Annotated in this window: 23 protein-coding genes; 15 read left to right on the forward strand and 8 right to left on the reverse strand. The window is 47.3% G+C overall.

Annotated features, from left to right (window positions below; translation table 11 throughout):
- The first annotated feature begins 21 nt into the window (after nucleotides 1-21).
- The 11 genes from gspD to L1D60_RS17395 all read left to right on the forward strand — a co-directional run bounded on the left by gspD (nucleotide 22) and on the right by L1D60_RS17395 (nucleotide 10,516).
- The gene (gspD, locus tag L1D60_RS17345) at nucleotides 22-2,046 is read left to right on the forward strand and encodes a type II secretion system secretin GspD (protein WP_239842211.1); all 2,025 of its coding nucleotides are present in this window, start codon (nucleotides 22-24) and stop codon (nucleotides 2,044-2,046) included.
- The gene (gene gspE / locus L1D60_RS17350) at nucleotides 2,046-3,548 is read left to right on the forward strand and encodes a type II secretion system ATPase GspE (RefSeq protein WP_032551107.1); all 1,503 of its coding nucleotides are present in this window, start codon (nucleotides 2,046-2,048) and stop codon (nucleotides 3,546-3,548) included. The genes gspD and gspE overlap by 1 nt, the downstream gene beginning before the upstream one ends.
- A 1-nt stretch (nucleotide 3,549) precedes the next feature.
- Nucleotides 3,550-4,773, forward strand: coding sequence for a type II secretion system inner membrane protein GspF (gspF, locus tag L1D60_RS17355; protein WP_239842212.1), 1,224 nt, complete (start codon nucleotides 3,550-3,552; stop codon nucleotides 4,771-4,773).
- Between the two features lie 100 nt (nucleotides 4,774-4,873).
- Nucleotides 4,874-5,317: a type II secretion system major pseudopilin GspG gene (gene gspG, locus L1D60_RS17360; protein ID WP_032551109.1), complete on the forward strand. Its 444-nt coding sequence runs from the start codon at nucleotides 4,874-4,876 to the stop codon at nucleotides 5,315-5,317.
- 29 nt (nucleotides 5,318-5,346) lie between these two features.
- A complete protein-coding gene (gspH, locus tag L1D60_RS17365) occupies nucleotides 5,347-5,973 on the forward strand; it encodes a type II secretion system minor pseudopilin GspH (protein ID WP_239842213.1) in 627 nt (208 codons plus the stop codon).
- Nucleotides 5,960-6,334, forward strand: coding sequence for a type II secretion system minor pseudopilin GspI (gene gspI / locus L1D60_RS17370; RefSeq protein ID WP_239842214.1), 375 nt, complete (start codon nucleotides 5,960-5,962; stop codon nucleotides 6,332-6,334). Before gspH ends, gspI begins: the two co-directional genes overlap by 14 nt.
- Nucleotides 6,321-7,007: a type II secretion system minor pseudopilin GspJ gene (gene gspJ, locus L1D60_RS17375; RefSeq protein WP_239842215.1), complete on the forward strand. Its 687-nt coding sequence runs from the start codon at nucleotides 6,321-6,323 to the stop codon at nucleotides 7,005-7,007. Before gspI ends, gspJ begins: the two co-directional genes overlap by 14 nt.
- Complete coding sequence (gene gspK, locus L1D60_RS17380; RefSeq protein ID WP_239842216.1) at nucleotides 7,000-8,031, forward strand: type II secretion system minor pseudopilin GspK; 1,032 nt, start codon at nucleotides 7,000-7,002, stop codon at nucleotides 8,029-8,031. The genes gspJ and gspK overlap by 8 nt, the downstream gene beginning before the upstream one ends.
- On the forward strand, nucleotides 8,000-9,226 hold the full coding sequence (gspL, locus tag L1D60_RS17385; RefSeq protein WP_239842217.1) for a type II secretion system protein GspL: 1,227 nt from the start codon (nucleotides 8,000-8,002) through the stop codon (nucleotides 9,224-9,226). Before gspK ends, gspL begins: the two co-directional genes overlap by 32 nt.
- Before the next feature lie 20 nt (nucleotides 9,227-9,246).
- On the forward strand, nucleotides 9,247-9,735 hold the full coding sequence (locus tag L1D60_RS17390; RefSeq protein ID WP_239842218.1) for a type II secretion system protein M: 489 nt from the start codon (nucleotides 9,247-9,249) through the stop codon (nucleotides 9,733-9,735).
- A 1-nt stretch (nucleotide 9,736) separates the two neighbouring features.
- Nucleotides 9,737-10,516 carry a type II secretion system protein N gene (locus tag L1D60_RS17395; protein WP_239842219.1) on the forward strand — a complete coding sequence of 260 codons (780 nt, stop codon included), beginning with the start codon at nucleotides 9,737-9,739 and terminating at the stop codon, nucleotides 10,514-10,516.
- An 80-nt stretch (nucleotides 10,517-10,596) separates the two neighbouring features.
- Here the strand turns inward: L1D60_RS17395 and L1D60_RS17400 are convergent, their stop codons facing one another.
- The 5 genes from L1D60_RS17400 to L1D60_RS17420 all read right to left on the reverse strand — a co-directional run bounded on the left by L1D60_RS17400 (nucleotide 10,597) and on the right by L1D60_RS17420 (nucleotide 16,113).
- The gene (locus L1D60_RS17400; protein ID WP_239842220.1) at nucleotides 10,597-12,798 is read right to left on the reverse strand and encodes a vWA domain-containing protein; all 2,202 of its coding nucleotides are present in this window, start codon (nucleotides 12,796-12,798) and stop codon (nucleotides 10,597-10,599) included.
- 228 nt (nucleotides 12,799-13,026) lie between these two features.
- The gene (cysQ, locus tag L1D60_RS17405; protein WP_032551115.1) at nucleotides 13,027-13,854 is read right to left on the reverse strand and encodes a 3'(2'),5'-bisphosphate nucleotidase CysQ; all 828 of its coding nucleotides are present in this window, start codon (nucleotides 13,852-13,854) and stop codon (nucleotides 13,027-13,029) included.
- A 10-nt stretch (nucleotides 13,855-13,864) separates the two neighbouring features.
- Nucleotides 13,865-14,428, reverse strand: coding sequence for an ADP compounds hydrolase NudE (gene nudE / locus L1D60_RS17410; RefSeq protein WP_239842221.1), 564 nt, complete (start codon nucleotides 14,426-14,428; stop codon nucleotides 13,865-13,867).
- Nucleotides 14,429-14,696: 268 nt separating this feature from the next.
- Nucleotides 14,697-15,281, reverse strand: a complete 585-nt coding sequence (gene nfuA, locus L1D60_RS17415) for a Fe-S biogenesis protein NfuA (protein ID WP_032551117.1) — start codon at nucleotides 15,279-15,281, stop codon at nucleotides 14,697-14,699.
- Nucleotides 15,282-15,390: 109 nt separating this feature from the next.
- On the reverse strand, nucleotides 15,391-16,113 hold the full coding sequence (locus tag L1D60_RS17420) for a ComF family protein (RefSeq protein WP_239842222.1): 723 nt from the start codon (nucleotides 16,111-16,113) through the stop codon (nucleotides 15,391-15,393).
- Nucleotides 16,114-16,204: 91 nt separating this feature from the next.
- On the opposite strand from L1D60_RS17420, the gene bioH reads away from it, so the two are divergent.
- Together bioH and L1D60_RS17430 are read left to right on the forward strand one after the other, a co-directional pair.
- Nucleotides 16,205-16,981, forward strand: coding sequence for a pimeloyl-ACP methyl ester esterase BioH (gene bioH, locus L1D60_RS17425; RefSeq protein ID WP_239842223.1), 777 nt, complete (start codon nucleotides 16,205-16,207; stop codon nucleotides 16,979-16,981).
- Nucleotides 16,982-17,155: 174 nt separating this feature from the next.
- Nucleotides 17,156-17,629: a hypothetical protein gene (locus L1D60_RS17430; protein WP_032551121.1), complete on the forward strand. Its 474-nt coding sequence runs from the start codon at nucleotides 17,156-17,158 to the stop codon at nucleotides 17,627-17,629.
- Between the two features lie 175 nt (nucleotides 17,630-17,804).
- Here the strand turns inward: L1D60_RS17430 and L1D60_RS17435 are convergent, their stop codons facing one another.
- Nucleotides 17,805-20,126, reverse strand: a complete 2,322-nt coding sequence (locus L1D60_RS17435) for a Tex family protein (RefSeq protein WP_239842224.1) — start codon at nucleotides 20,124-20,126, stop codon at nucleotides 17,805-17,807.
- 681 nt (nucleotides 20,127-20,807) lie between these two features.
- Entirely contained in the window at nucleotides 20,808-21,281 is a 474-nt protein-coding gene (gene greB, locus L1D60_RS17440; RefSeq protein WP_239842225.1) for a transcription elongation factor GreB, read from the reverse strand.
- Nucleotides 21,282-21,442: 161 nt separating this feature from the next.
- On the opposite strand from greB, the gene ompR reads away from it, so the two are divergent.
- Nucleotides 21,443-22,162 carry a two-component system response regulator OmpR gene (gene ompR, locus L1D60_RS17445; RefSeq protein ID WP_032551125.1) on the forward strand — a complete coding sequence of 240 codons (720 nt, stop codon included), beginning with the start codon at nucleotides 21,443-21,445 and terminating at the stop codon, nucleotides 22,160-22,162.
- Between the two features lie 147 nt (nucleotides 22,163-22,309).
- On the forward strand, nucleotides 22,310-23,608 hold the full coding sequence (gene envZ / locus L1D60_RS17450; protein ID WP_239842226.1) for a two-component system sensor histidine kinase EnvZ: 1,299 nt from the start codon (nucleotides 22,310-22,312) through the stop codon (nucleotides 23,606-23,608).
- 208 nt (nucleotides 23,609-23,816) lie between these two features.
- Here envZ and recG read toward each other — a convergent pair whose 3' ends face one another.
- A complete protein-coding gene (recG, locus tag L1D60_RS17455; RefSeq protein ID WP_239842227.1) occupies nucleotides 23,817-25,895 on the reverse strand; it encodes an ATP-dependent DNA helicase RecG in 2,079 nt (692 codons plus the stop codon).
- Between the last annotated feature and the right edge of the window lie 106 nt (nucleotides 25,896-26,001).

Raw genomic sequence — 26,001 nt, forward strand, 5'->3', positions numbered from 1 at the left:
GCGAGAGTGTAGGAGTAGTACGTGAAGCATTGGTTTAAGAAAAGTGCATGGTTACTAGCAGGAAGCTTAATCTGCACACCAGCAGCCATCGCGAATGATTTTAGTGCCAGTTTTAAGGGCACTGATATTCAAGAGTTTATTAATATTGTTGGTCGCAACCTAGAGAAGACGATCATCGTTGACCCGTCGGTACGCGGTAAGATTGATGTACGCAGTTATGACGTACTCAATGAAGAGCAGTATTACAGCTTCTTCCTTAATGTTTTGGAAGTGTACGGCTACGCTGTGGTTGAGATGGAATCTGGCGTTCTTAAGATCATCAAAGCCAAAGACTCCAAGACCTCTGCTATTCCCGTTGTCGGCGACCGTGAAAACATCCAAGGCGACAGTGTTGTCACACGAGTTGTGACGGTGCGTAATGTCTCGGTGCGTGAACTGTCACCATTGCTGCGTCAGCTGAACGATAATGCAGGCGCGGGTAACGTGGTGCACTATGACCCTGCCAATATCATCCTGATTACAGGTCGTGCTGCGGTGGTGAACCGTCTTGCTGAAATCATCAAGCGTGTTGACCAAGCGGGTGATAAAGAGATCGAAGTGGTTGAGCTGAAAAATGCTTCTGCTGCAGAGATGGTTCGTATCGTTGATGCTTTGAACAAAACCACCGATGCGAAAAACACACCGGCATTCCTGCAACCTAAGCTGGTGGCAGATGAGCGTACTAACGCGATTCTAATTTCTGGCGATCCTAAAGTGCGTAGTCGTCTAAGAAAGTTGATTGAACAGCTTGATGTTGAGATGGCGACCAAAGGCAATAACCAAGTTATTTACCTTAAATATGCAAAAGCAGAAGACTTAGTCGATGTGCTTAAGGGTGTGTCGGACAATCTGCAATCAGAGAAGCAGAGCTCAAGTAAAAACCGTACCTCAAATCGTAATCAGGTGATGATTTCTGCACACGCAGAGACCAACTCGTTAGTCATCACTGCACAACCAGATATCATGAATGCACTGCAAGATGTGATTGCTCAGCTGGATATTCGTCGAGCTCAAGTTCTGATTGAAGCACTTATCGTTGAAATGGCAGAGGGTGACGGCGTTAACCTTGGCGTTCAATGGGGTAACCTTGAAACGGGTGCGATGATTCAGTACAGCAACACTGGCGCATCGATTGGTGGTGTAATGGTTGGCTTGGAAGAAGCTAAAGATTCAGAAGAGACAACTACTGTTACGGATGAGAACGGTAATGTCACGGGTTTCAATACTGTTACTAAAGAGGGTGATTACTCTACGTTAGCTTCCGCATTAGCTGGTGTTAATGGCGCGGCTGTAAGTGTGGTGATGGGTGACTGGACTGCGTTAATCAGCGCTGTTGCGACCGACTCAAACTCGAACATCCTATCTTCTCCGAGCATTACTGTAATGGACAACGGTGAAGCCTCTTTCATCGTTGGTGAAGAAGTACCAGTACTGACAGGCTCAACGGCCGGCTCAAGCAACGACAACCCATTCCAAACCGTTGATCGTAAAGAAGTGGGTATCAAGCTCAAAGTGGTTCCACAAATTAACGAGGGTGATTCTGTTCAACTCAACATCGAACAAGAAGTGTCTAACGTATTAGGCGCTAACGGTGCGGTCGACGTTCGTTTTGCTAAGCGTCAACTAAATACCTCTGTGATTGTTCAAGATGGCCAAATGCTGGTGCTGGGCGGTCTGATTGATGAGCGTGCTCTAGAGAGTGAATCTAAGGTACCGCTACTTGGTGATATTCCGGTACTTGGTCACCTATTTAAGTCAACCAGTACTCAGGTAGAGAAGAAGAACCTAATGGTGTTCATCAAGCCAACCATTATTCGTGATGGTATGACGGCAGACGGTATTACTCAGCGCAAATATAACTTCATTCGTGCAGAGCAACTGTTCAAAGCAGAGCAAGGCTTGAAGCTACTGGATGACGATAACATTCCTGTACTGCCTAAGTTTGGTGAGAGCTTTAATCACCCAGCAGAGATTCAGGCGTTCATTGATCAGATGGAAGAGCGATAATGGCAGAGATGGTTGAGCCTGTACGCAGCTTTCAGCGTTTGCCATTCAGCTTCGCTAACCGCTATAAAATGGTGTTGGAGTATCAGCATCCAGAGCGTCCGCCAGTTCTTTACTATGTAGAGCCACTCAAGGCGGCGGCTATCCTAGAGGTGAGCCGCGTGATGAAAAGTGGCTTTACTCCACAAGCGATTGTCTCTGATGAGTTCGAGAAAAAGCTGACTGAAGCTTATCAACGTGACTCATCGGAAGCGCGCCAACTGATGGAAGACATCGGCGCTGATAACGACGACTTCTTCTCACTGGCTGAAGAGCTGCCACAAGACGAAGATCTGCTGGAGTCTGAAGACGACGCGCCTATCATCAAATTAATTAATGCGATGTTGGGTGAGGCGATCAAAGAGGGCGCCTCGGATATTCATATCGAGACCTTCGAGAAGTCACTCTCGATCCGTTTCCGTATTGATGGCGTGTTGCGTGATGTATTAGCCCCAAGTCGTAAATTGGCACCACTATTGGTTTCACGTGTAAAAGTGATGGCGAAGTTAGATATTGCAGAAAAACGTGTGCCACAAGATGGTCGTATTTCTCTGCGTATCGGTGGTCGAGCTGTGGATGTGCGTGTCTCGACCATGCCATCATCACATGGTGAGCGTGTGGTTATGCGTCTACTTGACAAAAATGCGACCCGTCTTGATCTGCATAGCCTAGGCATGACAGCGCAAAACCACGAGAACTTCCGCAAACTGATTCAACGTCCACACGGCATTATCTTGGTAACGGGTCCTACGGGTTCTGGTAAATCCACGACCTTGTATGCGGGCTTGCAAGAGCTCAACAGTAACGAGCGCAATATCCTGACCGTTGAAGACCCGATCGAATTTGATATCGACGGTATTGGTCAAACTCAGGTAAACCCTAAGGTTGATATGACCTTTGCTCGCGGTCTGAGAGCGATTCTTCGTCAAGACCCAGACGTAGTAATGATTGGTGAGATTCGTGACTTAGAAACAGCAGAGATTGCCGTTCAGGCGTCTTTGACTGGTCACTTGGTAATGTCGACCCTTCACACCAACACAGCGGTCGGTGCCATCACGCGTCTACGTGATATGGGTATCGAACCATTCCTTATCTCTTCTTCACTGCTGGGCGTGCTGGCGCAACGACTGGTTCGTACTCTGTGTAACGACTGTAAAGAGCCGTACGAGGCAGATAAAGAGACCAAAAAGCTGTTTGATTTGAAGAAGAAAGACAGCCTGACGCTCTACCATGCGAAAGGGTGCGAAGCGTGTAATCACAAAGGTTATCGCGGCCGAACTGGTATTCATGAGCTGTTGATGGTGGATGAGTCAGTGCAAGAGCTGATTCACAGTGAAGCGGGTGAGCAAGCGATTGAGAAAGCGATTCGTAGCACGACACCAAGTATTCGAGACGATGGTCTAGCTAAGGTTCGTCAGGGTATCACTTCATTAGAAGAAGTGATGCGCGTGACCAAGGAAGTTTAGTATGGCGGCATTTGAATACAAAGCTCTCGATGCTAAGGGTAAAACCAAGAAAGGCTCAATAGAGGCGGACAATGCACGTCAAGCACGTCAGCGTCTCAAAGAGCAGGGCTTGATGCCTGTTGAAATGGCTGAAGCCAAAGCAAAAAGCAGCAAAGGAGGCAGTGCGCCTTCTACGGGGTTTAAGCGCGGTATCAGCACGCCCGATCTTGCCTTGATTACTCGACAGATTTCGACACTTGTTCAATCAGGTATGCCACTTGAAGAGTGCTTGAAAGCGGTAGCGGAGCAGTCCGAGAAGCCGCGTATTCGTACTATGTTACTGGCGGTTCGTTCTAAGGTGACGGAAGGCTATACCTTAGCCGATAGCCTCGCTGATTATCCTCATATCTTCGATGAACTGTTTCGTGCCATGGTGGCAGCCGGTGAAAAATCGGGTCACCTTGATGCGGTGTTAGAGCGCTTGGCCGATTACGCCGAGAATCGTCAAAAAATGCGTTCGAAGTTGATGCAGGCAATGATCTACCCTGTGGTGCTGGTGGTATTTGCGGTGACGATAGTCTCCTTCTTGCTAGCAACCGTGGTGCCTAAGATTGTTGAACCGATCATTCAGATGGGGCAAGAGCTGCCTCAATCAACACAGTTTTTGTTGGCATCCAGTGAGTTCATTCAGAATTGGGGCATCCAACTGTTCTTATTGATCGTTGGCTTTGTTGTGTTGGTGAAAACGGCACTCAAGAAACCATCGATTCGTTTGAGCTGGGATCGAAAGCTGCTGAATATTCCACTGATTGGTAAGATTGCTAAAGGTATCAACACCTCGCGCTTTGCACGTACCTTGTCTATCTGTACTTCAAGTGCAATCCCTATTCTAGAGGGGATGAAGGTGGCGGTTGATGTTATGTCTAACCACCATGTGAAACAGCAGGTTTTACAGGCTTCAGATAATGTGCGAGAAGGTGCGAGCCTTAGAAAGGCACTCGATCAGACTAAGCTATTTCCACCAATGATGCTGCACATGATTGCCAGTGGTGAGCAGAGTGGTCAGTTAGAGCAAATGCTGACTCGTGCGGCCGATAACCAAGATCAAAGCTTTGAGTCGACGGTGAATATTGCCTTGGGTATCTTTACTCCAGCACTGATTGCACTCATGGCAGGTCTGGTTCTGTTTATTGTAATGGCGACTCTAATGCCAATGCTGGAGATGAACAATTTAATGAGCGGGTAATCTCGCTGCCTTAAAGTAATAGTTGTAAGTGTTTTATGAGTTTTAAGATTCGGAGAGAGGCGCGTCTGCTAAACTTTCCGGCTGTCATTTGGAGAAAATAATGAAAAATAAAATCAAAAAGCAATCCGGTTTTACCCTACTAGAGGTAATGGTGGTTGTGGTTATTCTAGGTGTTTTGGCGAGCTTTGTTGTGCCAAACCTTCTAGGCAACAAAGAGAAAGCGGACCAACAGAAAGCGATCACTGATATCGTTGCTCTAGAGAACGCACTTGATATGTACAAGCTAGATAACAGCGTGTACCCAACAACCGATCAAGGTCTAGACGCGCTGGTTTCAAAGCCAAGCAGCCCAGAGCCACGTAACTACCGTGATGGCGGCTACATCAAGCGTCTACCAAACGACCCTTGGGGTAACGCGTACCAATACGTGAGCCCTGGTGATAACGGCACAATTGATATCTTCACGCTAGGTGCTGACGGCCAAGAAGGCGGTGAAGGTGCTGCGGCAGATATCGGTAACTGGAACATGCAAGACTTCCAATAAGCACTCGCTTATTGTGAACGCATGTCGTGATGGTAATACGAAACTTGAGAAACTCTGTTCAATCCCGCAGCACAACGCGCGCGCGCGGATTTACTTTGATAGAAATTCTGCTGGTTCTCGTATTACTGTCATTGACTGCAGTGGCGGTGATCGCCACGATTCCAACCAATGCCAAAGATGTCGCTAAGCAATACGCGCACAGTTTTTATCAACGTGTACAGCTGCTTAATGAAGAAGCGATCCTAAGTGGTTTAGACTTTGGTATTCGTGTTGATGAACAAAAATCCACTTATGTTCTGATGAGCTTGAACTCTGAAGGTTGGCAGGAAGTGGAGTTTGAAAAGATTCCTTCAACCACTGAGCTACCAGAAGAGTTGTCTCTTTCCTTGAAGCTGGGTGGTGGTGCATGGCAAGACGACGATCGCCTGTTTAATCCAGGTAGTCTTTTTGATGAAGACATGTTTGCGGATCTGGAAGAAGAGAAAAAACCACGTCCTCCTCAAATTTATATCTTGTCGAGTGCCGAGCTAACGCCTTTTACCCTCTCATTCTACCCAAATACAGGTGATTCGCTGCAAGATGGTTGGCGTATCCGAGTGCAAGAAAATGGGGTTATTCGTCTGCTTCAACCGGGAGAAGAAGATGAAGAGGAATAATCTAATCTCAAAGCGCGAGCGTGGTATGACCCTGCTTGAGGTGTTGGTGGCGTTGGCGATTTTTGCGACTGCAGCGATCAGTGTGATTCGCGCGGTCACCCAACATATCAATACGCTTAGTTATTTAGAAGAGAAGACCTTGGCAGCCATGGTCGTCGATAATCAAATGGCGATGGTGATGCTACACCCTGAGAAACTGAAAAAGACACAGGGAACCCAAAAGCTCGCAGAACGAGATTGGTTTTGGACCGTCACCCCAGTGGCAACCAGCGATAATTTATTGAAGGCTTTTGATGTCAGTGTGGCAACCAGCAAGAATGCATCACCTGTAGTGACGGTACGCAGTTATGTCTCAAAATAAACGCGTTTGCGCTGCACGTAGTAAAACAAAGGGCTTTACGTTAATTGAGGTGTTGGTCTCGATCGCGATATTTGCCACTCTGAGCGTGGCAGCGTATCAGGTGGTCAACCAGGTCCAACGCAGTAATGAAGTTTCGACAGAACGCAGTGCTCGATTGAATGCACTGCAGCGTAGCTTGGTCATTTTAGATAATGATTTTCGCCAAATGGCGCAACGTCAGTTTCGCACTAATGGTGAAGAAGCATCATCTAAGCTGATCTTGATGCAGGAGTACTTGCTCGATTCAGACACTATCGGTGTGATGTTTACTCGTTTGGGTTGGCATAACCCACAACAGCAGTTCCCAAGAGGGGAAGTGACGAAAGTCGGTTATCGCATCAAGGAAGAGACGCTTGAACGAGTATGGTGGCGCTATCCTGATACCCCAACCGGACAGGAAGGTGTGGTGACACCACTGCTCGAAGGAATTGAAGCCTTTAACTTAGAGTTCTACAACGGAAGTTCATGGCTAAAAGAGTGGCAAACCGATCGCGCACTGCCAAAAGCGGTTAAGCTCAAATTGACCCTTAAAGATTATGGTGAGATTGAGCGTATCTACCTCACACCAAGTGGCACGATTAATACTAGCGACAGCAGTGACAGTTCCTCATCCAGTGGGGGCAACAATGGTTAAACGATATTCAGCAGGGAAACCTAACAAGCAACGCGGTGTTGCGTTGATCGTAATACTGATGCTGCTCGCGATCATGGCGACGATTGCAGGTAGCATGTCTGAAAGGCTGTTCACTCAGTTTAAACGTGTCGGTAATCAGCTCAATTATCAGCAGGCTTATTGGTACAGTATTGGTATTGAAGCCCTGGCCAAGGTCGGTATTGAACAGAGCTATAAAGATAGCGATACCATTAACTTAAGTCAGCCATGGGCGTTAGAAGAGCAGGTTTATCCACTCGATTATGGTCAAGTGGTCGGGCATATCCGAGATGGTCAGGCGTGTCTGAACTTGAATGCGCTGAAATCCGTTGCTAGCACTACCGATAACACATCGCCTTATTTGGTGTCCGTGTGGCAAACCTTGCTAGAGAATCTCGAAGTCGATTCTTACCAAGCAGAAGTGATTGCTAACTCGACATGGGAATTTGTCGATGAGGATACACGCAGTGTTTCGTCAGTGGGTGTCGAGGACAGTACTTACGAAGCGATGAAGCCGTCTTATTTAGCGGCCAATGGTTTGATTGCTGACGAGTCGGAGCTGCGAGCTGTGTATCAAGTGAGTGGTGAGGTGATGGATAAGGTGCGCCCTTATGTATGTGCTTTGCCAAGTGATGACTGGCGTTTGAACGTGAATACATTATCGGTGAAACAGGCGCCACTTCTGGAAGCGATGTTTGCACCAAACTTGAGTGAATCTGACGCCAAGGCGTTGATTGAAAACCGTCCCTTTGATGGTTGGGATAGCATTGATGATTTCTTAGCTGAGTCCAATTTATCGAGCGTCAGCGCTGATGTGACCAAGAAAGCCAAAGGGTATTTAGCGGTAGATAGTAGCTACTTCGAGCTGGATGCCGAAGTATTAGTGGAGAAGTCGCGAGTTCGAATTCGCACTCTCTTTTATAGTAGTAATCGAGAAACAGTGACGGTAGTGCGCCGTCGCTTTGGAGGAATCAGTGAGCGAGTTTCTGACCGTTCGACTGAGTAGCGAACCACAGAGCCCTGTGCAGTGGTTAGTTTGGTCGACAAGCCAGCAAGAAGTGATTGCAAGTGGTAAGCTTGCGAGCTGGCAACAGCTTGATGAGCTGACACCCTATGCTGAGAAACGGACCTGTATCGCGTTACTCTCGGGCAATGATTGCCTGTTGAAAAATATTGAGATTCCTAAAGGCGCAGCGCGTCAGTTCGAATCAATGCTGCCATTTCTTCTAGAAGATGAAGTCGCTCAGGATATTGAAGACCTGCACTTTACCATTTTAGATAAAGGCGCTGATTCGGCAGTAGTTTGTGGTGTTGAACATCAATGGCTCACTCAGGTTATGAGTGCGTTTTCTGAGAATGGGATTACTATTCGTAAAGTATTGCCAGATACGCTTGCTCTTCCTGTTGAGGCTGAAGGGGTGACTGCGCTGCAGATTGATGACCAATGGTTGTTGCGTCAAAACACTTTTCAAGCAGTCTCTATTCGCCAAGCCTGGCTACCGATGTTTTTAAACAGCGATTGGCTGACTACGGAAGACGATACCAAACCGACCATCTTGAGCTACACCGCACTGCCCGACGAAGAAGCACAACAACAAAGCGGTGTTGAATGGCAGGCTAAACCAGCAGAATTGGTGATGTCAGTACTTAGCCAACAAGCGATTGTTAGCGGTATCAACTTGCTTACAGGGCGCTTTAAAACCAAGTCTTCATTCACTAAGTACTGGAAGATTTGGCAAAAGGTGGCGATAGCTGCGTGTTTGTTGATTGCGGTTATCGCAACCCAACAGACCCTGAAAGTACAGCGCTATGAAGCGGAAGCTCAGGCATATCGTACCGAGAGTGAACGTATTTTCCGTCAGGTGCTGCCGGGTAAACGCAAGATCCCAAGCGTGAGTTATCTTAAGCGCACGATGAATGAAGAAGCGAGCCGATACGGTGGTTCCAGTGATGGCGCAACCCTGCTTGGTTGGTTGACTCAATTACCAAGCACGCTAGGGCAGGTGACGTCCATTGAAGTGGAAAGTATCCGCTATGATGGCAATCGTTCTGAAGTGCGCCTGCAAGCGAAAAGCTCTGACTTCCAACACTTTGAGACAGCCCGTACTAAGCTGGCGGAGAAGTTCTCAGTCGAGCAAGGGCCATTGAACCGTAACGGTGATGCGGTGTACGGCAGCTTTACTCTTAAACCATTACAGTAACTCACGTTAGGAGATCAATGATGAGAAATATGATTGAGCCACTCCAAGCGTGGTGGACATCGATTAGTCAACGCGAACAGAGGCTCGTTATTGGGTGCTCTATTTTGCTGATTCTTGGCGCAATTTATTGGGGTGTGCTGCAACCACTCAATGCTCGCGCAGAACTGGCGCAAAGTCGTATTCAAAGTGAAAAACAATTGCTGGCTTGGGTTAGTAATAAAGCGGATGAAATCGTTGAACTGCGTGGCAGTGGTGGCGTAAAAAGCGCTGAGCCTTTGAACCGCTCGGTACCGGCTTCAATGCGTCGTTTTAAGATTGAGTTAATTCGAGTACAGCCTCGTGGCGAAATGCTGCAAGTGTGGGTTAAACCTGTCCCATTTAATCAATTTGTTGATTGGCTGACTTATCTTAAAGAGCAGCAAGGTGTTGAAGTCGAATTCATGGATATTGACCGCAGTGACACGCCGGGCGTGATTGAAGTCAAACGATTACAGTTCAAGCGAGGTTAGTGTGAAGCGAGGATCTTCTCTAAAATATGGCTTACTTTTTAGTGCCATTTTTATCGTGTTCTTTTCTGTCAGTCTGCTTTTACATCTACCAGCATCGTTTGCTCTTAAGCATGCGCCTAAGGTGAGAGGACTACAAATTGACGGCGTTCAAGGCTCTATCTGGCAAGGTAGCGCTAGTAATATTGCTTGGCAGCGTGTGAATTACGGCTCGATTCAATGGGATTTTCAGTTCAGCCAGCTGTTCAAAGGCAAGGCAGAACTCGCGGTTCGATTCGGTCGTGATAGCGACATGAACTTGCGTGGCAAGGGCTATGTCGGCTACAGCATGAACGGTGTCTACGCGCAGAATTTGGTAGCGTCATTGCCAGCTGAAGATGTAATGAAGTATGTACCGAATATTCCAGTGCCGGTTACCGCTGTAGGTCAGGTGGAATTGACGATCAAGCATCTTCAACAAGGGCAGTCTTGGTGTCAAACCGGTGAAGGCACTCTAGCTTGGTCAGGCGCAGGCGCAGATACACCGTTAGGCTCTTTGGATTTTGGCCCAGTGATCGCCGATGTAACGTGCCAAGATAATACGATTGCTGCAAAAGGTGCGCAGAAAACCGTGCAAGTTGAGAGCGAATTTGAAGCGAGCTTAACGCCAAACCGCCGCTACGCAACCAGCGCATGGTTTAAACCGGGCGCAGAGTTCCCACAAGCGATGCAGAGCCAATTACGTTGGCTAGGCAAGCCAGACAATCAAGGTAAGTACCAATTTACTTATCAAGGGCGTTTGTAGGGATTGCTTGAAAAGCGGTTGAATAAAAGAAAGGGCGATAGAATTAAATTCTATGGCCCTTTTTGTTTATGGAGTGGTTGTTACTTTGAGTCGTCTACATATTGATAAGCAACGATAATTTCAGCTCCTTGTGCTGGAATTGCCGAGCCAGTAAATACGATTGATTCAGAAAGTGGGTAATACTGCCATCCATCGGTAGACTTACGATCTACTTTTGTTCCGTCAACGGTAACTAGGATGGATGATGAAAGAATATGTTGTGCAGCAGCTTTTGAAAGCTTGTAACCCGCGCTCGAAGCCCCTGCATTTTGTGCCATCACTTCAACAAACGCCTTGTACTCAGACGTGACATTTATATTTAAGGTCTTACCTAGAGTAGATGTAGCAAGATCATCATATTGGCTGCGAGCCGCATCTGATGGGTCGACAATAGAGTAAACTCGATAGCCGTTATCAAGGAACAAGTTGTTGTTAGGATCAAACTCAGGTGAGTTGTATCTTTGGTACTGGCTTTCTTCATCGCTCATTATAACGACTGAGAGAGATGCGTCCGCTCTAGGGTATCCTGCAAGTTCAACAGTGCCACCTTTTTGAAGAGCAAGCTCTGAGTAATAGATCCCACGTTCTGTAGCACTACCTCCGGTACCAGGTTTAAAATCATCAGCAATCTGGATCAAGTCATTAGTAAAACCTTGGCCTCTGAGCTCATCAGAGTCTGTTGTAATAGTACCAACCATAAAGTCTACACCAGCCTTTTGAATTGTGTCTGTAAAGGCTACCGTCAGATCACTGATCGCTTGTTGTTCATTGCCCATGCTGCCTGAATTATCGATGACAAATAGGAAATCAGCCTTAGAAGTCGTTTGATCGAGCGCGGTAAACGTATCATTCTGCAGTTGCAGTGTTGCATCTTTAGATGCTTGGATACTTTCTGAAGTCGTTGAAACAATCAGATCTGAGTAATCCACAACTTTGTCGTTTTGCACTAGTGTGCTGGTAATCACGGCACTGTCTGCAACCTTGTTGTAGCTAGTTGTAATATCAAGTTGGTACTCAGTTTGTATTACTTCAGAAGCAGCAGGAACCAGGGCACTTGCTGTCCCCCCAACCTTATTTACAGCAACTTGATTGATAAGGGTATTGAGAATATCAGTAAGCCTTAATCCTGTTCTCAATGTGATTTTGTAGGTTGCATTAACATCACCATTTTCCAAAGTGGTTAGAGATGTTTGCACTACTTTTGCACCGTATAGCTCTGACGCAAATGCACCAACGCCAGCCACAAGGATCTCTTGAGCTGTCGTTTGTCCAGTCAATGCACCTCTTTCTGCAACAAAGCCTGCAAGTTCAGTGTTATCTGGCGTTGGAAGTGAACTTCTTGTAGAAGCGGCAGCGGCGCTAGCAACAGGCTCTGCATAGATGATAGTACCTGTTACGTCACCCGTTAGAGCACTGGTTGTGTAACCTTCTGGTAAGAATACTTGTTGGCTGTCGAGAACAACAGATTGTGTTGGTGCTGGCGCCTCTGCAACAGTGATAATGATCTCTTTGGTTTGCAGTACTGTTTGGCCTTGCTCGTTGGTCGTTTCAATATTGAGTAGATACTTCTCTTGACCGACGACAGTTCCTGCTTGAACTGTGATTTGAGTTGGGGTGGAGGTTGTTAACTCATCACCTGCCTCGTTTTTCCAGGTTACTTTGTCATTAGCCTGAAGGTTACTAATGGTTGCTGTTAACGTTGTCTGTGCGCCTGCAGCAACAATGGCTGGGTTGGCTGTAATTGAGTTAATAATGGCGCCCGGTGCGAAATCAGCACCGATACTACACAATATTTCTGATGACTGTACTTCACCACTATCAAGGATACTATTTTTGTTGGTATCAACACCAAGCGTGACCAGCTGTCCTCCAGCATCACATCGGGTATCTGTTTTTGCAATTAGAGCAACCGACACTAGAGCTTGATTAAAGATATCGCTACCTTCTTGCTGGGTATTATTTGTCCCATCGTGACAAATCGTTTTGTTAGAGACATGTTCACTATCTTCAAGTGCGCCATTTTCATTGTCATCATAGCCAGCAATGACTTTTAGACCACCGTTATTACACTCGGTGTCACCAGCAGGTAGAGTTAATGTCGAAATTAAAGCGTCTTTTTGAACAGTGCCGCCGTTTGAGGAGTTATTGGAAGAGCCACTATCGCTCCCACAGCCAGAGAGTAAAATTGAAGCAACAGACGTTGCAATTAGTGTTTTTTTAGAAAGCCTAGCATTGACGTTCATTATCATATCCTTGTGATATATGAATTGGATTTAGATATATTAGAAGGATGTTTTTATAGGACGTGTTTGGCTTTGTAAATGAAACAAGTATGATATGGCCAATAAGTTTGAGCTACTTAACTATATGAATGACAATGATAATTTCATCAGTTTCAATTTATAAAACTGTTATGTTGATTCAGAAGATATAAAAAAGCACCGCTATAAATAGCGGTGCATAGAGTAGACTTAATCTTTACCTTGTAGGATCTCTTCCCAAGGTAGGTCGGCGTCGCCGAGTACGATGAAGTTGGGATTCTCTAGAGTTTCACGTTCGTTGTACGAAAGTGGCTCTAGGTGGGTGCTGAGAATGCGCCCGCCGGCTTCTTCCACGATACACTGGGTTGCAGCCGTATCCCATTCGCCAGTTGGGCCTAATCGTAGATAACAATCCACCGCACCCTCTGCAACTAAGCAGGCTTTCAAGGCAGCAGAACCAAGCGGTACTAGGTCGTAGTTCCATTTCGGGCTCATACGGCTGGTGATGCGGTTGATATCTTGGCGGCGGCTGATCGCCATCGCAATTGGCTGATTTGGTAGCTCATGACGATGAGTCTTGATCTTCACGCTGTCGTTCAAATCTGGAATCTTCCACGCGCCTTTGCCGTCGTAAGCATAGTAAGTCACGCCTGATACTGGGCCGTAGACCACGCCCATCACGGGTTTGTTATGCTCAATCAGCGCGATGATGGTGGCAAAGTCACCGCTGCGAGCGATGAACTCTTGGGTACCATCAAGTGGGTCTACCAACCAATAGCGATCCCATTGAGAGCGCTTTTCTAGGCTGATGTCTGCCGCTTCTTCCGATAACACTGGGATGTCAGGGGTAAGTTCACTCAACCTTTGTGAGATTAGCTTGTGCGCTGCAAGGTCGGCGCTGGTGACGGGGGTATCGTCACTCTTGGTGTACTCTTCGTAATCTTTCTTCTCGTAGATCTCTAAGATCAGTTGTCCTGCTGAGCGAGCAACTTCAATCACGGAAGGCAGTAAGTGGGATAAATCTTTTGTCATTGGCATAAAAAGTCTCTTACTCTTCGTCAGATTGTTGTTTTAGTAGTCGAAGAGCCAGTAATAGGGCGGTAATGGAGCGGGCTTCACAGAAGTCGAGATGCGTGAGCAGTTCTTCTCCTTGTGCCAGCGGCCAGCGCACAATATCCAGTGGTTCTGGCTCGTCACCTTCTAGCTGTTCTGGGTAGAGGTCTTCGGCGATGAACAGGGTCATCTTGCTCGAAAAGTAAGAAGGGGCGAGAATCACTTCCTTGAGTGGCGTGAGTTTGCGAGCGCCAAAACCAATCTCTTCTTTTAATTCTCTTACTGCAGCCTCGTTGGGTGCTTCACCCGGATCGATAAGACCTTTTGGAAAGCCGAGTTCATAACGCTCGGTACCTGCCGCGTATTCACGTACCAATAGGATGTCACCTTGCTCAGTAATTGGGACCATCATTACTGCGTTGCGACCGCTTGGTTTCATGCGTTCATAGGTTCGAAGCTCACCGTTAGAAAACTTGAGGTCGAGAGATTCAATAGAAAATAGTTTTGATTGAGCGACAGTTTGCTTAGCCAAGATTTCTGGCTTGGTCCTTTTTGTCATGCGCTCGCTCCTTAGCTTTTTGGGAAGTCTTTCTAATATAGGGGAAATGGCGGTGACTTCCTAGAGGTGAGTTTTTATATCATGGAATTATTGAATGGGAAGCGATTGCAATGGCAGTCGTATAGATTAGAACGCCATTCTATTGATTTTATTGGTGAAGTTTAAGAAGGGGAGAGCTTGGTTTGGCAGAGTTGTCGGTTAGCAGGTGCGTAGAAAACAAAAAGGCCGATGTTTTCACATCAGCCTTGGTCTCTAATCTTAGGTGTGATTAGTAGTAAGAGTGCTCACCGCGATCGTGCTCAGTAGCGTCACGAACCGCTGTTAGTTCACCCTCGAACTGTTGTAGAAGCTCTTTCTCGATGCCTTCTTTTAGAGTCACATCAACCATAGAACAACCGTTACAACCACCACCAAACGCGACGATAGCAACGCCTTCATCAGTGATTTCAACTAGGCTTACGTGACCGCCGTGGCCTGCTAGTTGTGGGTTTACTTGAGTCTGGATTGCGTACTCAACGCGCTCTAGAAGAGGTGCGTCATCAGCAACTTTACGCATTTTCGCGTTTGGTGCTTTAAGAGTTAGCTGTGAACCCATTTTGTCTGTAACGAAGTCGATTTCTGCTTCGTCTAGGAATGGTAGGCTTAGCTCATCTACGTAAGCAGAGAAGCCTTCAAATGCTAGTTCAGTATCAGATGCTTCTACCGCATCTGTAGGGCAGTAAGAAACACCACATTCCGCATTTTGTGTGCCTGGGTTAACCACGAATACGCGGATGTTAGTCCCTTCTGGCTGCTGTGAAAGCAGATTAGCAAAATGAGTTTGAGCTGTTTCTGTAATAGTAATATTTGACACGACGAATACCTGAGTAAATTTGTAGGCTATTACTGCCATTCTACTCCTGTCGGAGCGGTAATTCAGCCCTTTTTTGCTGAATTGATAGACAAGTTTCGTGGGAAATTGACTAAGACGCGGGTTCAGGAGTGCGGCAGATGCAGTAAATATCAATCCTTTTAACGCCCACTTCAAGCAGCAATTGACATAATTGATACACAGTACTGCCTGTGGTCACAACATCATCGATTATTGCAACATGGGCGTCGCCTTTTGCTATCACTTTCATCACATCCTTGTTTCTTAAAGAGAAAACATTGCGTAGGTTGCGTTGGCGCTGTGTTTTACTCAGCCCCTGTTGAGTTGGCGTTGCACGTCGGCGACGAAATAGCGTAAGGCTTTGGCAGTTGAGCTCTTGTGCTAGAGCATTGGCAAGATAGGTGCTTTGATTAAAACCTCGATGAATGTAGCGCTGCCAGTGTAATGGGACGCTAGTAATGATAGGGGCAGGGTAGTCGATTTGAGTTACCAGCAGTTTGACTAAATCCCGACTCAACCAGAATTGACCACTGTATTTCATTTGATGGACGTAGTGGCTGAGCGGAAAATCGTAGTCTCCGACACAATACAGCCTTTGCCAAGGCGGCGGTTTTTTTAAGCATTCTCCACATACGATGGCATCAATATCGAGCTTGATACCACAACGTTGGCAGCGGGGCTGTTGTGCGAAATGCATTAAACAGTGATTGCACCATTTAGGGTGAGCATCTTGAGGTAACTTTGGCAATTTGCACAGATGGCATTGTGGTGTGACCAAGCGTGGTGTGTGTTTTTGGAGCCAATCAGATAACATAGCGTGTAAGAGTACATTGATGATATTGGGCTTATTAGCCTAGTGAGAATGGTCATCATGGTTGGATGAGAATAGTAGGGAAAATCACGAGATGAGCGACAAACTGTATTGGCATGTGTCTGGCCAAGGCCCAGATTTGGTTTTGGTTCATGGATGGGGAATGAATGGCGCGGTATGGCAACAAACCGTAACGGCACTTGAGACCCAGTTCCGTGTCCATGTTGTTGATCTACCAGGTTATGGTCACAGCAGTCATTGCCATGCGGATACGCTTGAGAGTATTGCTGAGCAGTTGATGGAAGAGGCGCCTAAGCAGGCGATTTGGGTCGGTTGGTCGCTGGGCGGTTTAGTTGCAACTCACATGGCGCTACATCATACAGATTATGTCTCTAAGCTTGTGACGGTAGCCAGTTCTCCGAAATTTGCGGCAGCCAAAGAGCCGGTCCTGTGGCGCGGTATTCAACCTAACGTTCTAACCAACTTTACCGAGCAGCTGGTGGAAGATTTCCAAACCACTATTGAGCGTTTTATGGCATTGCAAGCGATGGGTAGCCCGTCGGCAAGGCAGGATGTGAAACAGCTAAAGCAAGCGGTACTGTCGCGTCCGTTACCGAATCCAGATTCACTACTCGCTGGGCTTAAAATGCTTTCCGATGTTGACTTGCGTGAGCGCTTGCCAGAGCTAACCGTTCCTATGTTGCGCTTGTATGGTCGATTAGATGGCTTGGTGCCGATTAAAGTAGCGAAAGACTTAGAAAAAGCGCTACCAAACACCGAACAATACATCTTTACCCAGTCTTCGCATGCGCCGTTTATGACAGAAGCGGACGCCTTCTGTTGTGAAGTGATCAGCTTCGCTGAGAAATAATTGCTAAAATTATAAGCAACGTGGTCGATATATAATCTAACCAAGGTACTGAACGATGCTCAGCCCTCTCTCTCACCTGAGCAGAACACAGTAAGTTGGGCTATGCCTGTTGTACTTATTAAGTTCAATGGTGCCATGGCAATAGCGATGGGCGATTCTTGAGGAGAGTTCGCAATGATTGTGTCACCTGCAACGGCAGTAAGTGTGCCACTGATCGCCCCATCCGTTAATGTGCAAACTGAGCAAGTTGCGCGTGAAAATAGAGTTCGAGAGCCCGTTGCTCCAGCCGTCGCGTTGGCCAAAACTAATGCAGAGCGCAAGGTTAAATCGGACGATAAACGAAGGCAGCAATCAGCTTGGGATCCCTCTGACCATCCCGGTTATGAGATGGATAACGAGCAGGAAATAAATGCGGTAAACCAAGAAGAGCCTAAGGATCCATTTGATAGGTTGTTCAGCTTATTGGCACTGAGTAGTTATAGTGCTGATCAGGGAAAGGGTTACACCATGCGTTTTCGATTGCCCAAGCACATTCTTGATGCGGCGATTCGAGAAGGGCAGATGGAACAACGACGTAAGGTCATTAAGTATCACTATGGCCATGCTGTTGCGCCTCATAAGCCATCTGAGGTATTGGTTGTGCTTTAGCGCTGTCAATATCGCCAAGCCTTTTTGAACCTAATAAAAAAACCTGCATGCCAGTGGCGATGCAGGTTTTCTGTTTTTTAGGAGGCAGCTTTATCTCTAAGAGAGCGCTTTTATAGCTTTAGGTATATGATGATCCAAAAGCGTTTTTAGCTGCTCACTCCCTTAGCGTGACTCGCTATTTCTTTGCTTTAGCAAAGGCAGCAGCAAATGCACCACCCATAGCACCGTTTTGTTGTGGCTCTTCGCGGCGACGTTGACCGCCTTGCGATTGACGACCTTGAGAACGAGGTGCTGATGAACGCTGTGCACGGTTATCTTGTCCCGGCTCGTCTTTCATACGCATGCTTAGCGCAATACGTTTACGCTGCACGTCCACTTCCATCACTTTTACCTTAACGATGTCGCCTGCTTTCACCACTTCACGTGGATCAGAAACAAAGCGGTCAGTCAGTGCTGAAATGTGTACCAGACCGTCTTGGTGAACACCGATATCCACGAAGGCACCAAAGTTGGCCACGTTAGATACTACACCTTCTAGAATCATGCCCGGCTCTAAATCAGACACAGAGTTAACGCCTTCCGCAAAGGTCGCCGTTTTGAACTCAGGACGCGGGTCACGGCCCGGTTTATCTAGCTCTTTGATGATGTCTGTTACAGTTGGAACACCAAAGTTATCGTCGGTGTAATCAATTGCATGAAGGCCTTTTAGGAAGCCAGAGTCGCCGATCAGCGTCTTGATGTCTTTGCTGTTCTTCTCAGAGATTGCTTTTACCACAGGGTAAGCTTCAGGGTGAACCGCAGAGGCATCGAGTGGGTTTTTGCCGCCCATGATACGTAGGAAGCCAGCACACTGTTCAAAGGCTTTTGGCCCCAAGCGCGCGACTTTCTTCAATGTGGTACGAGCTTCGAAGCGACCATTCTCATCACGGTAATCCACAATGTTTTGCGCGATGGTGCTAGATAAGCCAGCCACGCGAGTCAGAAGCGCTGCAGAGGCGGTGTTTACGTCAACACCAACGGCGTTTACACAGTCTTCAACAATCGCATCTAGACGCTTCGCAAGCATGGTTTGGCTGACGTCGTGTTGGTACTGGCCAACACCGATCGACTTCGGGTCAATCTTCACTAGCTCTGCCAATGGGTCTTGTAGACGACGAGCAATCGATACTGCACCACGCAACGATACGTCCATATTCGGGAACTCTTTCGCTGCAAGCTCAGATGCCGAGTAAACCGATGCGCCAGCTTCGCTCACAATGATTTTCTGTACTTTTAGGTTGCTGCGCTTAATCACGTCAGCCACAAAGCTGTCGGTTTCGCGTGAAGCTGTACCGTTACCAATCGCAATTAGATCAACATTGAATTGACGCACCATCTGCTCAACGATGTGTGCAGATTTGTCGTATTGCTTTTGTGGTGGATGAGGGTAGATGGTTTCTGTTGCGAGCACTTTACCTGTTGCATCAACTACAGCGATTTTTGAACCTGTACGTAGACCCGGATCGAGACCTAGCGTTGCACGAGGACCTGCCGGAGCGGCCATTAATAGATCTTTCAAGTTAGTCGCGAATACTTCAATCGCTTCGATTTCTGCGCGCTCTTTCATTGCGCCCATCAGTTCGGTTTCCATGTGCATAGACACTTTAATGCGCCATGCCCAGCTGATCACTTGCTTACGCCACGCATCGGTAGGCGCGCTACTCAGAGTAATACCGTAGTGATCAGAGATGATGTTTTCACAGTAAGAACCACGCACGCCCTCTTCTTGCTCTGGGTCTGCGTTCATGGTCAGAGTCAGGAAGCCTTCATTGCGGCCTCGTAGCATGGCTAGAGCACGGTGTGAAGGTACTTTACTTAGCGTCTCGTCATGTTCGAAGTAGTCTTTGAACTTCTCGCCTTCCTGCTCTTTTCCATCAACTACTCGCGCACTTAGTGCTGCATTACGCGTCAGGTGCTGACGGATTTTCTCAAGTAGGTTTGCATCTTCTGCGATGCGTTCCATGATGATTGCGCGTGCCCCATCCAGTGCGGCCTTAGTATCTTCAATGCCTTTTTCACTGTTTAGGTATTGGGATGCTTCGTTTTCTGGCTCGTGTTGTGGCTCGTTCCAAAGCGTCTCTGCGAGCGGCTCTAGGCCGGCCTCAATCGCGATTTGACCTTTGGTTCGGCGCTTAGGCTTGTAAGGTAGGTATAAATCTTCAAGGCGGGTTTTGCTGTCGGCTTGAGTGATCTCTTTTTCAAGCTCAGCGGTCAGTTTGCCTTGGTCTTGAATGGATTTGAGGATCGTTTGACGGCGATCGTCGAGTTCACGCAGATAAGAAAGTCGGCTGTCTAGATTACGTAATTGGGTGTCATCAAGGCCGCCCGTTACTTCTTTACGGTAACGTGCAATAAAGGGAACCGTGTTACCGTCATCGATTAGGGTAACTGCTGCGGTCACTTGATCGGGGCGAACGCTCAGCTCTTGAGCGATCTGTCTACAGATAGCTTGGCTCATCCGTTGAATCTCTTTTTGATTATCGTGCCCACATATATGGGGGTGAACCTTAGCTTTTTCTAGCTTTGCTAAGTCAATTTCCTGTTTGTTTGGTGATTTCCCGATCTGATATACCCTTTGTGCGAGATCTCTTACAAGTGATGTGCGACTAAATCACTTTGTGCATGCTGTTTTTACTACGATTTATTGTAAGTTGTTGATATTTAATGATTGTGATTGCGGTGTGATCGATGTCATATCATTTTTTTGTTGGTAGATATCTGGGATGCCATCGGATTTCGCGTAATATTTACCTTGTCGACAGGGAGTTGGCAGGAACAGGAAAAAGCCTAACGGATTAGGTATCTTCAGGATGAAGATTTGATTGCTTAGGATGAGTGGTCATCAAGGATGTAAAACACTGATTGAGTTTGATGTGGCTAGGATGGTTACTGATGCTGATGAAAGTGAATATCTCTGGATGAGATTGGCCCGTCAGGATGATAGGCAAGCATGGACACCGCTAGGATGGCGATGACAAAAGGAAATCGGTTAAAGGATTTAGCCAATATCAAGGAAAGATGCAGGGAGCACCTTATCTCAATGAGATAAATAGTGGCAGGAAGGCTACGAAAGAACTTAACCCCGTAAGGCGCAAGCCTCACGGGGTTTCCTTTTATCTAGAGCAGTGAAAAGTACCTGCTATTGGTAGCGAATCGCATTCACAAACCACTCTTTGTCACCCTCTGGGGTGCGTACTGTGAATTCATCATCCACTTCTTTTTTTAGCAGCGCACGTGCCATCGGTGAGTCGATCGAGACATAGTCTTTGACGCCACCATAGATCTCATCTGGCCCTACGATGCGGAACGCTTTGGTATCGCCATCGTCATTCTCTATCTCAACCCAAGCACCAAAAAAGACCTTACCTTCTTGTTGTGGGGAGTAATCCACCACTTTGACTTGGTCGAGGCGCTTTCTTAAGTAGCGAACGCGGCGGTCGATCTCGCGCAGGCGTTTTTTGTTGTACTGATAGTCTGCGTTTTCACTGCGATCGCCTAGGCTTGCTGCCCAAGTTACCTTTTTGGTCACTTCTGGGCGCTCTTCTCGCCATAGGAAATTCAGCTCTTTAGTGAGTCTTTCATAGCCCTCACGAGTAATTAAGTTTGTTTTCATAACTCTGACTTAGTGAAATCATGTTCTAAGATAGAATATATAGAAAGGCAACATACGTTAACAATTCTTTAGGCGACATTTTCTCTAAGAATGTTACATTTTCAATGTCTAAAAAGAATACTTAATCTTCAAGTTTGAGTTTTAATAGGTGGAACCATTACATGCAAGAAAACTACAAAATTTTAGTGGTCGATGACGATGCGCGCCTTCGTGCATTGCTGGAGCGCTACTTGTCTGAGCAAGGCTTTCAAGTGCGTAGCGTGGCAAACAGTGAGCAGATGGACCGCCTGTTAACCCGTGAAAACTTCCACTTGATGGTATTGGATCTGATGTTGCCGGGTGAAGATGGCCTTTCAATCTGTCGTCGTCTGCGTAACGCCAATAACATGTTGCCGATTTTGATGCTGACCGCTAAGGGCGATGAAGTTGATCGCATTGTTGGTCTAGAAGTGGGTGCCGATGATTACCTACCAAAGCCATTTAACCCTCGTGAGTTGTTGGCACGTATCAAAGCGGTACTGCGTCGCCAAGTGATTGAAGCTCCGGGTGCACCAAGCACGGAAGAGTCTGTGGTTGAGTTCGGTGAATTCCGTTTGAACCTAGGTACTCGTGAGATGTTCCGTGGTGAAGAGCCGATGCCTCTGACTTCGGGTGAGTTTGCGGTATTGAAGTCACTGGTAACCAATGCGCGTGAGCCAATGTCTCGCGATAAGCTAATGAACATGGCTCGTGGCCGTGAGTATTCAGCAATGGAGCGTTCTATCGACGTTCAGATCTCTCGCCTGCGTCGCCTTGTTGAAGAAGATCCGAGTAAGCCACGCTACATCCAGACGGTGTGGGGCTTAGGTTACGTGTTCGTTCCCGATGGAAAAGCGGTGTAGCTCTATCTGTCACACTCGTGATTGAAATGTGATTATTATCGGGTCATCTCATACTTATGTGATGGCCCGTTTTCTATTCAGAACAGTGGTTTAGAGTTATAGTTTCTATTATGTCTCTGTTTCTCTGCCTTTCACTTTAGGTTTTCTATGCGTATACGTAGCTCCTTTACTCAATCTATCGTTCTCTTCTTAACCTTGTTGGTGGCCAGCCAAATATTCTCTTATTACGCGGTATTTAATTATGCCTTGATGCCGAGTTTGCAGCAGTTCAATAAGATCTTAGCGCATGAGCTGAACTTGGTTTTAGATGAGGGCGATCTCGATATCGAGATGGACGCTCCGTTGCGTCAGCGAGTATTGGAGCAGCTTGGGGTGACGGTACATGCTAAAGACAGTGATACTGCGGGTGAGTTTTATCATGCTGTCGCGATTGATCTAATGAGTGAAGAGATGACCAAGGAGCTGGGTTCAGAGACCGAGGTGAGGTTGATTTTAGGTGCTGAGAGCTATGTGTTGTGGATGGATATCGCGCAGCTACCTAATTCCTTGATTCGAATCCCACTTTCTGAGCTACAAGAAGAGGACTTTGCGCCACTGTTTCGCAATAGTTTGATTATGGCGCTGTTGATCATTGCTGGTGGCTGGTTGTTTATCCGTTTACAAAATCGCCCACTGATTGCGCTAGAGAAAGCCGCGAAAGGGGTTGGGCGTGGTGATATCCCACCACCGCTACCAGTGCAAGGCGCACAAGAGATTCGCTCAGTAACTCGTGCCTTCAACCAGATGTCGAAAGGCATTCAAGAGCTAGAAGAAGACAGAGCATTATTGATGGCGGGTATTAGCCACGACCTGCGCACGCCATTGACCCGTATCCGCTTGGCAACAGAGATGATGTCACCAGAAGACAGTTACTTAGCCGAGGGCATTATCAGTGATACCGAAGAGTGTAATGAGATCATCAGTCAGTTTATGGATTATCTTAAACCGGTTGATAGGAATTCATTCCAAGCGGTGTTCTTAGAAGATATCGCCGGTGAGGTAGCAAGCTCTGAGGGCGGCTATGAGGTGCAGATTGAAACGGATATATCGACATCCATGAAGCCCGCTCTCGGGAACCCAATTGCGATTAAGCGTGCCGTGAGTAACTTGGTGGTTAATGCTCTACGTTACGGTAATGGTTGGGTGAAGGTGACAACGGGCATGACTGCGGATAATAAATTGGCGTGGGTGACGGTCGAGGACAATGGCCCCGGTATTCCGCAAGATCAGATCAGTAAGTTGTTTGAACCCTTCACCCGAGGCGATACCGCGCGTGGCAGTGAGGGTACCGGCTTAGGCTTGGCGATTGTGAAGCGTATTGTCAGTCAACATCAGGGTGCTGTGGTGGTGAATAACCGCAGCCAAGGTGGATTGAAAGCGCAGATCAGTTTTCCGGTTAGGTCGTAATTCTAGTGAGTATCGGGGACGGCTATAGATACCCGATTCGGTCATTCTTCCCTCTCGGGGACGAATTATGGCGTTATCTACAAACGTCATTCCCTATCCGAGGGACGAGCGAGTAAGGAATCTCGCTCTTAGTTGTTTTTCGAAAGGGTTCATATGCAAAAGGCTTCCATACGGAAGCCTTTTTAGTTCGATCAATTATTAGCAGTAACTACGCCTTAGAGTAAACATCACGCTCACCTAACCAGCGGTTGATGATCGCCTTAGCATTCTCTGGGTAGCTGTCGTGAATGTGACGAGCGATGCGCTGTACTTCAGGGATCAGGCGTTGGTCGCGAACCAAATCAGCAATCTTAAAGTCCGCTAAGCCTGTTTGTTTGGTACCTAGCAGTTCACCTGGGCCTCGGATCTCCAAGTCACGCTGTGCAATAACAAAGCCATCATTACTTTCGCGCAATACGCCTAAGCGTTTCTGAGCGGTTTTAGATAGTGGTGAGTGGTACAGTAATACACAATGACTGGCGACTGAACCACGACCAACACGGCCGCGTAATTGGTGCAGTTGTGCTAAGCCAAGACGCTCTGGGTTCTCGATGATCATTAAGCTCGAATTCGGCACATCCACACCCACTTCAATCACGGTGGTTGCAACTAACAGGTGCAGTTTGTTCTCTTTGAATTCTTGCATCACCGCTTGCTTCTCAGCGGGTTTCATTCGGCCATGAACCAAGCCAATCTTTACATCAGGCAGTTTGCGTTGCAGCTCCTCTGCGGTATCCGCTGCGGCTTGTGCTTCCAATACTTCTGATTCATCAATCAGAGTACACACCCAATAAGCCTGTTTGCCCTCATTGAGACAGGCGTTGCGCACACGCTCAACAATGTCATCACGCTTGGTATCAGGAATGGCGACGGTTTGAATTGGGGTTCGACCGGGCGGAAGTTCATCAATAATTGAGGTTTCCAAATCCGCATAGGCGGTCATTGCTAAGGTTCGCGGGATTGGTGTTGCTGTCATGACTAGCTGATGAGGGTAGTAACCTTGTTTCGCGCCTTTCTCACGCAGCTCTAGTCGTTGGTGGACACCAAATCGATGCTGCTCATCAATGATCACCAGACCAAGGTTTTTGAACTCGACATGCTCTTGGAAGAGGGCGTGGGTACCAACCACCATTTGCGCTTCGCCACTGGCAATGCGCTCAAGTTCTTTCTCTTTAGCTTTGCCTTTCAGTTTGCCCGCAAGCCAACCTACTTGAATACCCATACTTTCAAACCAGTTAGCAAAGTTGATCGAGTGTTGCTCTGCCAGAAGTTCGGTTGGTGCCATCAACGCCACTTGTTGACCATGCTCTAGAGCGCGAACGGCAGCAAGTGCAGCAACCAAGGTTTTACCTGAGCCTACATCACCTTGTACTAGGCGCATCATCGGGTGCGGCTTCTCTAGGTCGCCCTCAATCTCTTTCACTACTCGTGCTTGTGCATTGGTTGGTGAGAACGGCAGCTGTGCGAGTAGCTTGTCTTTGAGTGTATGTACTGGCGGCAGTGGTATTGCGTTGTCTTGCTGCCCTTTGCTACGAACCGAGAGCATAGAGAGGTTTTGTGCGAGCAGCTCTTCCATGATCAAACGAAGTTGGGCAGGGTGCTTGCCCTCATCAAACAGTTCAAGGTCGATCCCTGGAGGCGGCCTGTGAATAGTATGCAGTGCTTGTGCCAGCGTGATCTGGTGATCGTATAAACCAGAAGGAAGTAGCTCATTGACTGCCGCCTTATCGATAAGCTCTAGTGCTTGATCGGTGAGGTTACGCAGAGTGACTTGTCGCAGTCCGTCGGTCGTTGGGTAAACCGGAGTCAGGGTTGCTTCTACATCGGGCTGTTGCCTTGGGGCAAAGAACTTGTAGTCTGGATGGACGATCTCCAGACCCATGCCGCCACGTTTAATCTCGCCGTAGGCATGAACTTGTTTGCCTTCCGCAAAGTTGTTCTTCATCCCTGCGGTGAAGTTGAAAAAACGCAGGGTGATGGTGCCGTTGCCATCGCTGATTTTTACCGCCAGCATTTTGCGTTTACCAAAGATGGTATCGACGCTCATCACTTTGCCCTGCACTGCCGCCCAGATCCCGGCATGCAATTTAGCAATTGGGTAAATGCGTGTGCGGTCTTCGTAACGCAGTGGCAGATGAAACAGTAGATCTTGTACGTTGTTCAACCCAACCTTTGCCAGTTTCTCGGCGACCTTTGCGCCAACTCCGGACAAAGAGTTAAGAGGAATAGCAGATAAAAGCTGTGACATAACAAGGCTCACGACGGTAATGGATATCGTCTATTCAAGCATTTTACTGGATTTTTGTACAGGATAAAGCGAAAGAGCAGATGAGAGATTCGGGTAAACGGGATGC

It is taken from the genome of Vibrio sp. Isolate30 (assembly GCF_022397975.1).
GTDB classification, from domain to species: Bacteria; Pseudomonadota; Gammaproteobacteria; order Enterobacterales; family Vibrionaceae; genus Vibrio; species Vibrio fortis.

Excerpts from the sequence above, each read along its gene's own strand:
- ompR (WP_032551125.1), top strand. The coding sequence starts at position 21,443 with ATGCAAGAAAACTACAAAATTTTAGTGGTCGATGACGATGCGCGCCTT.
- cysQ (WP_032551115.1), bottom strand. The coding sequence starts at position 13,854 with ATGCCAATGACAAAAGATTTATCCCACTTACTGCCTTCCGTGATTGAA.
- bioH (WP_239842223.1), top strand. The coding sequence starts at position 16,205 with ATGAGCGACAAACTGTATTGGCATGTGTCTGGCCAAGGCCCAGATTTG.
- gspJ (WP_239842215.1), top strand. The coding sequence starts at position 6,321 with ATGTCTCAAAATAAACGCGTTTGCGCTGCACGTAGTAAAACAAAGGGC.
- gspK (WP_239842216.1), top strand. The coding sequence starts at position 7,000 with ATGGTTAAACGATATTCAGCAGGGAAACCTAACAAGCAACGCGGTGTT.
- gspH (WP_239842213.1), top strand. The coding sequence starts at position 5,347 with ATGGTAATACGAAACTTGAGAAACTCTGTTCAATCCCGCAGCACAACG.
- gspI (WP_239842214.1), top strand. The coding sequence starts at position 5,960 with ATGAAGAGGAATAATCTAATCTCAAAGCGCGAGCGTGGTATGACCCTG.
- L1D60_RS17400 (WP_239842220.1), bottom strand. The coding sequence starts at position 12,798 with ATGAACGTCAATGCTAGGCTTTCTAAAAAAACACTAATTGCAACGTCT.
- L1D60_RS17420 (WP_239842222.1), bottom strand. The coding sequence starts at position 16,113 with ATGTTATCTGATTGGCTCCAAAAACACACACCACGCTTGGTCACACCA.
- gspF (WP_239842212.1), top strand. The coding sequence starts at position 3,550 with ATGGCGGCATTTGAATACAAAGCTCTCGATGCTAAGGGTAAAACCAAG.
- recG (WP_239842227.1), bottom strand. The coding sequence starts at position 25,895 with ATGTCACAGCTTTTATCTGCTATTCCTCTTAACTCTTTGTCCGGAGTT.
- L1D60_RS17430 (WP_032551121.1), top strand. The coding sequence starts at position 17,156 with ATGATTGTGTCACCTGCAACGGCAGTAAGTGTGCCACTGATCGCCCCA.
- gspE (WP_032551107.1), top strand. The coding sequence starts at position 2,046 with ATGGCAGAGATGGTTGAGCCTGTACGCAGCTTTCAGCGTTTGCCATTC.
- nudE (WP_239842221.1), bottom strand. The coding sequence starts at position 14,428 with ATGACAAAAAGGACCAAGCCAGAAATCTTGGCTAAGCAAACTGTCGCT.
- envZ (WP_239842226.1), top strand. The coding sequence starts at position 22,310 with ATGCGTATACGTAGCTCCTTTACTCAATCTATCGTTCTCTTCTTAACC.
- L1D60_RS17390 (WP_239842218.1), top strand. The coding sequence starts at position 9,247 with ATGAGAAATATGATTGAGCCACTCCAAGCGTGGTGGACATCGATTAGT.
- L1D60_RS17435 (WP_239842224.1), bottom strand. The coding sequence starts at position 20,126 with ATGAGCCAAGCTATCTGTAGACAGATCGCTCAAGAGCTGAGCGTTCGC.
- gspG (WP_032551109.1), top strand. The coding sequence starts at position 4,874 with ATGAAAAATAAAATCAAAAAGCAATCCGGTTTTACCCTACTAGAGGTA.
- greB (WP_239842225.1), bottom strand. The coding sequence starts at position 21,281 with ATGAAAACAAACTTAATTACTCGTGAGGGCTATGAAAGACTCACTAAA.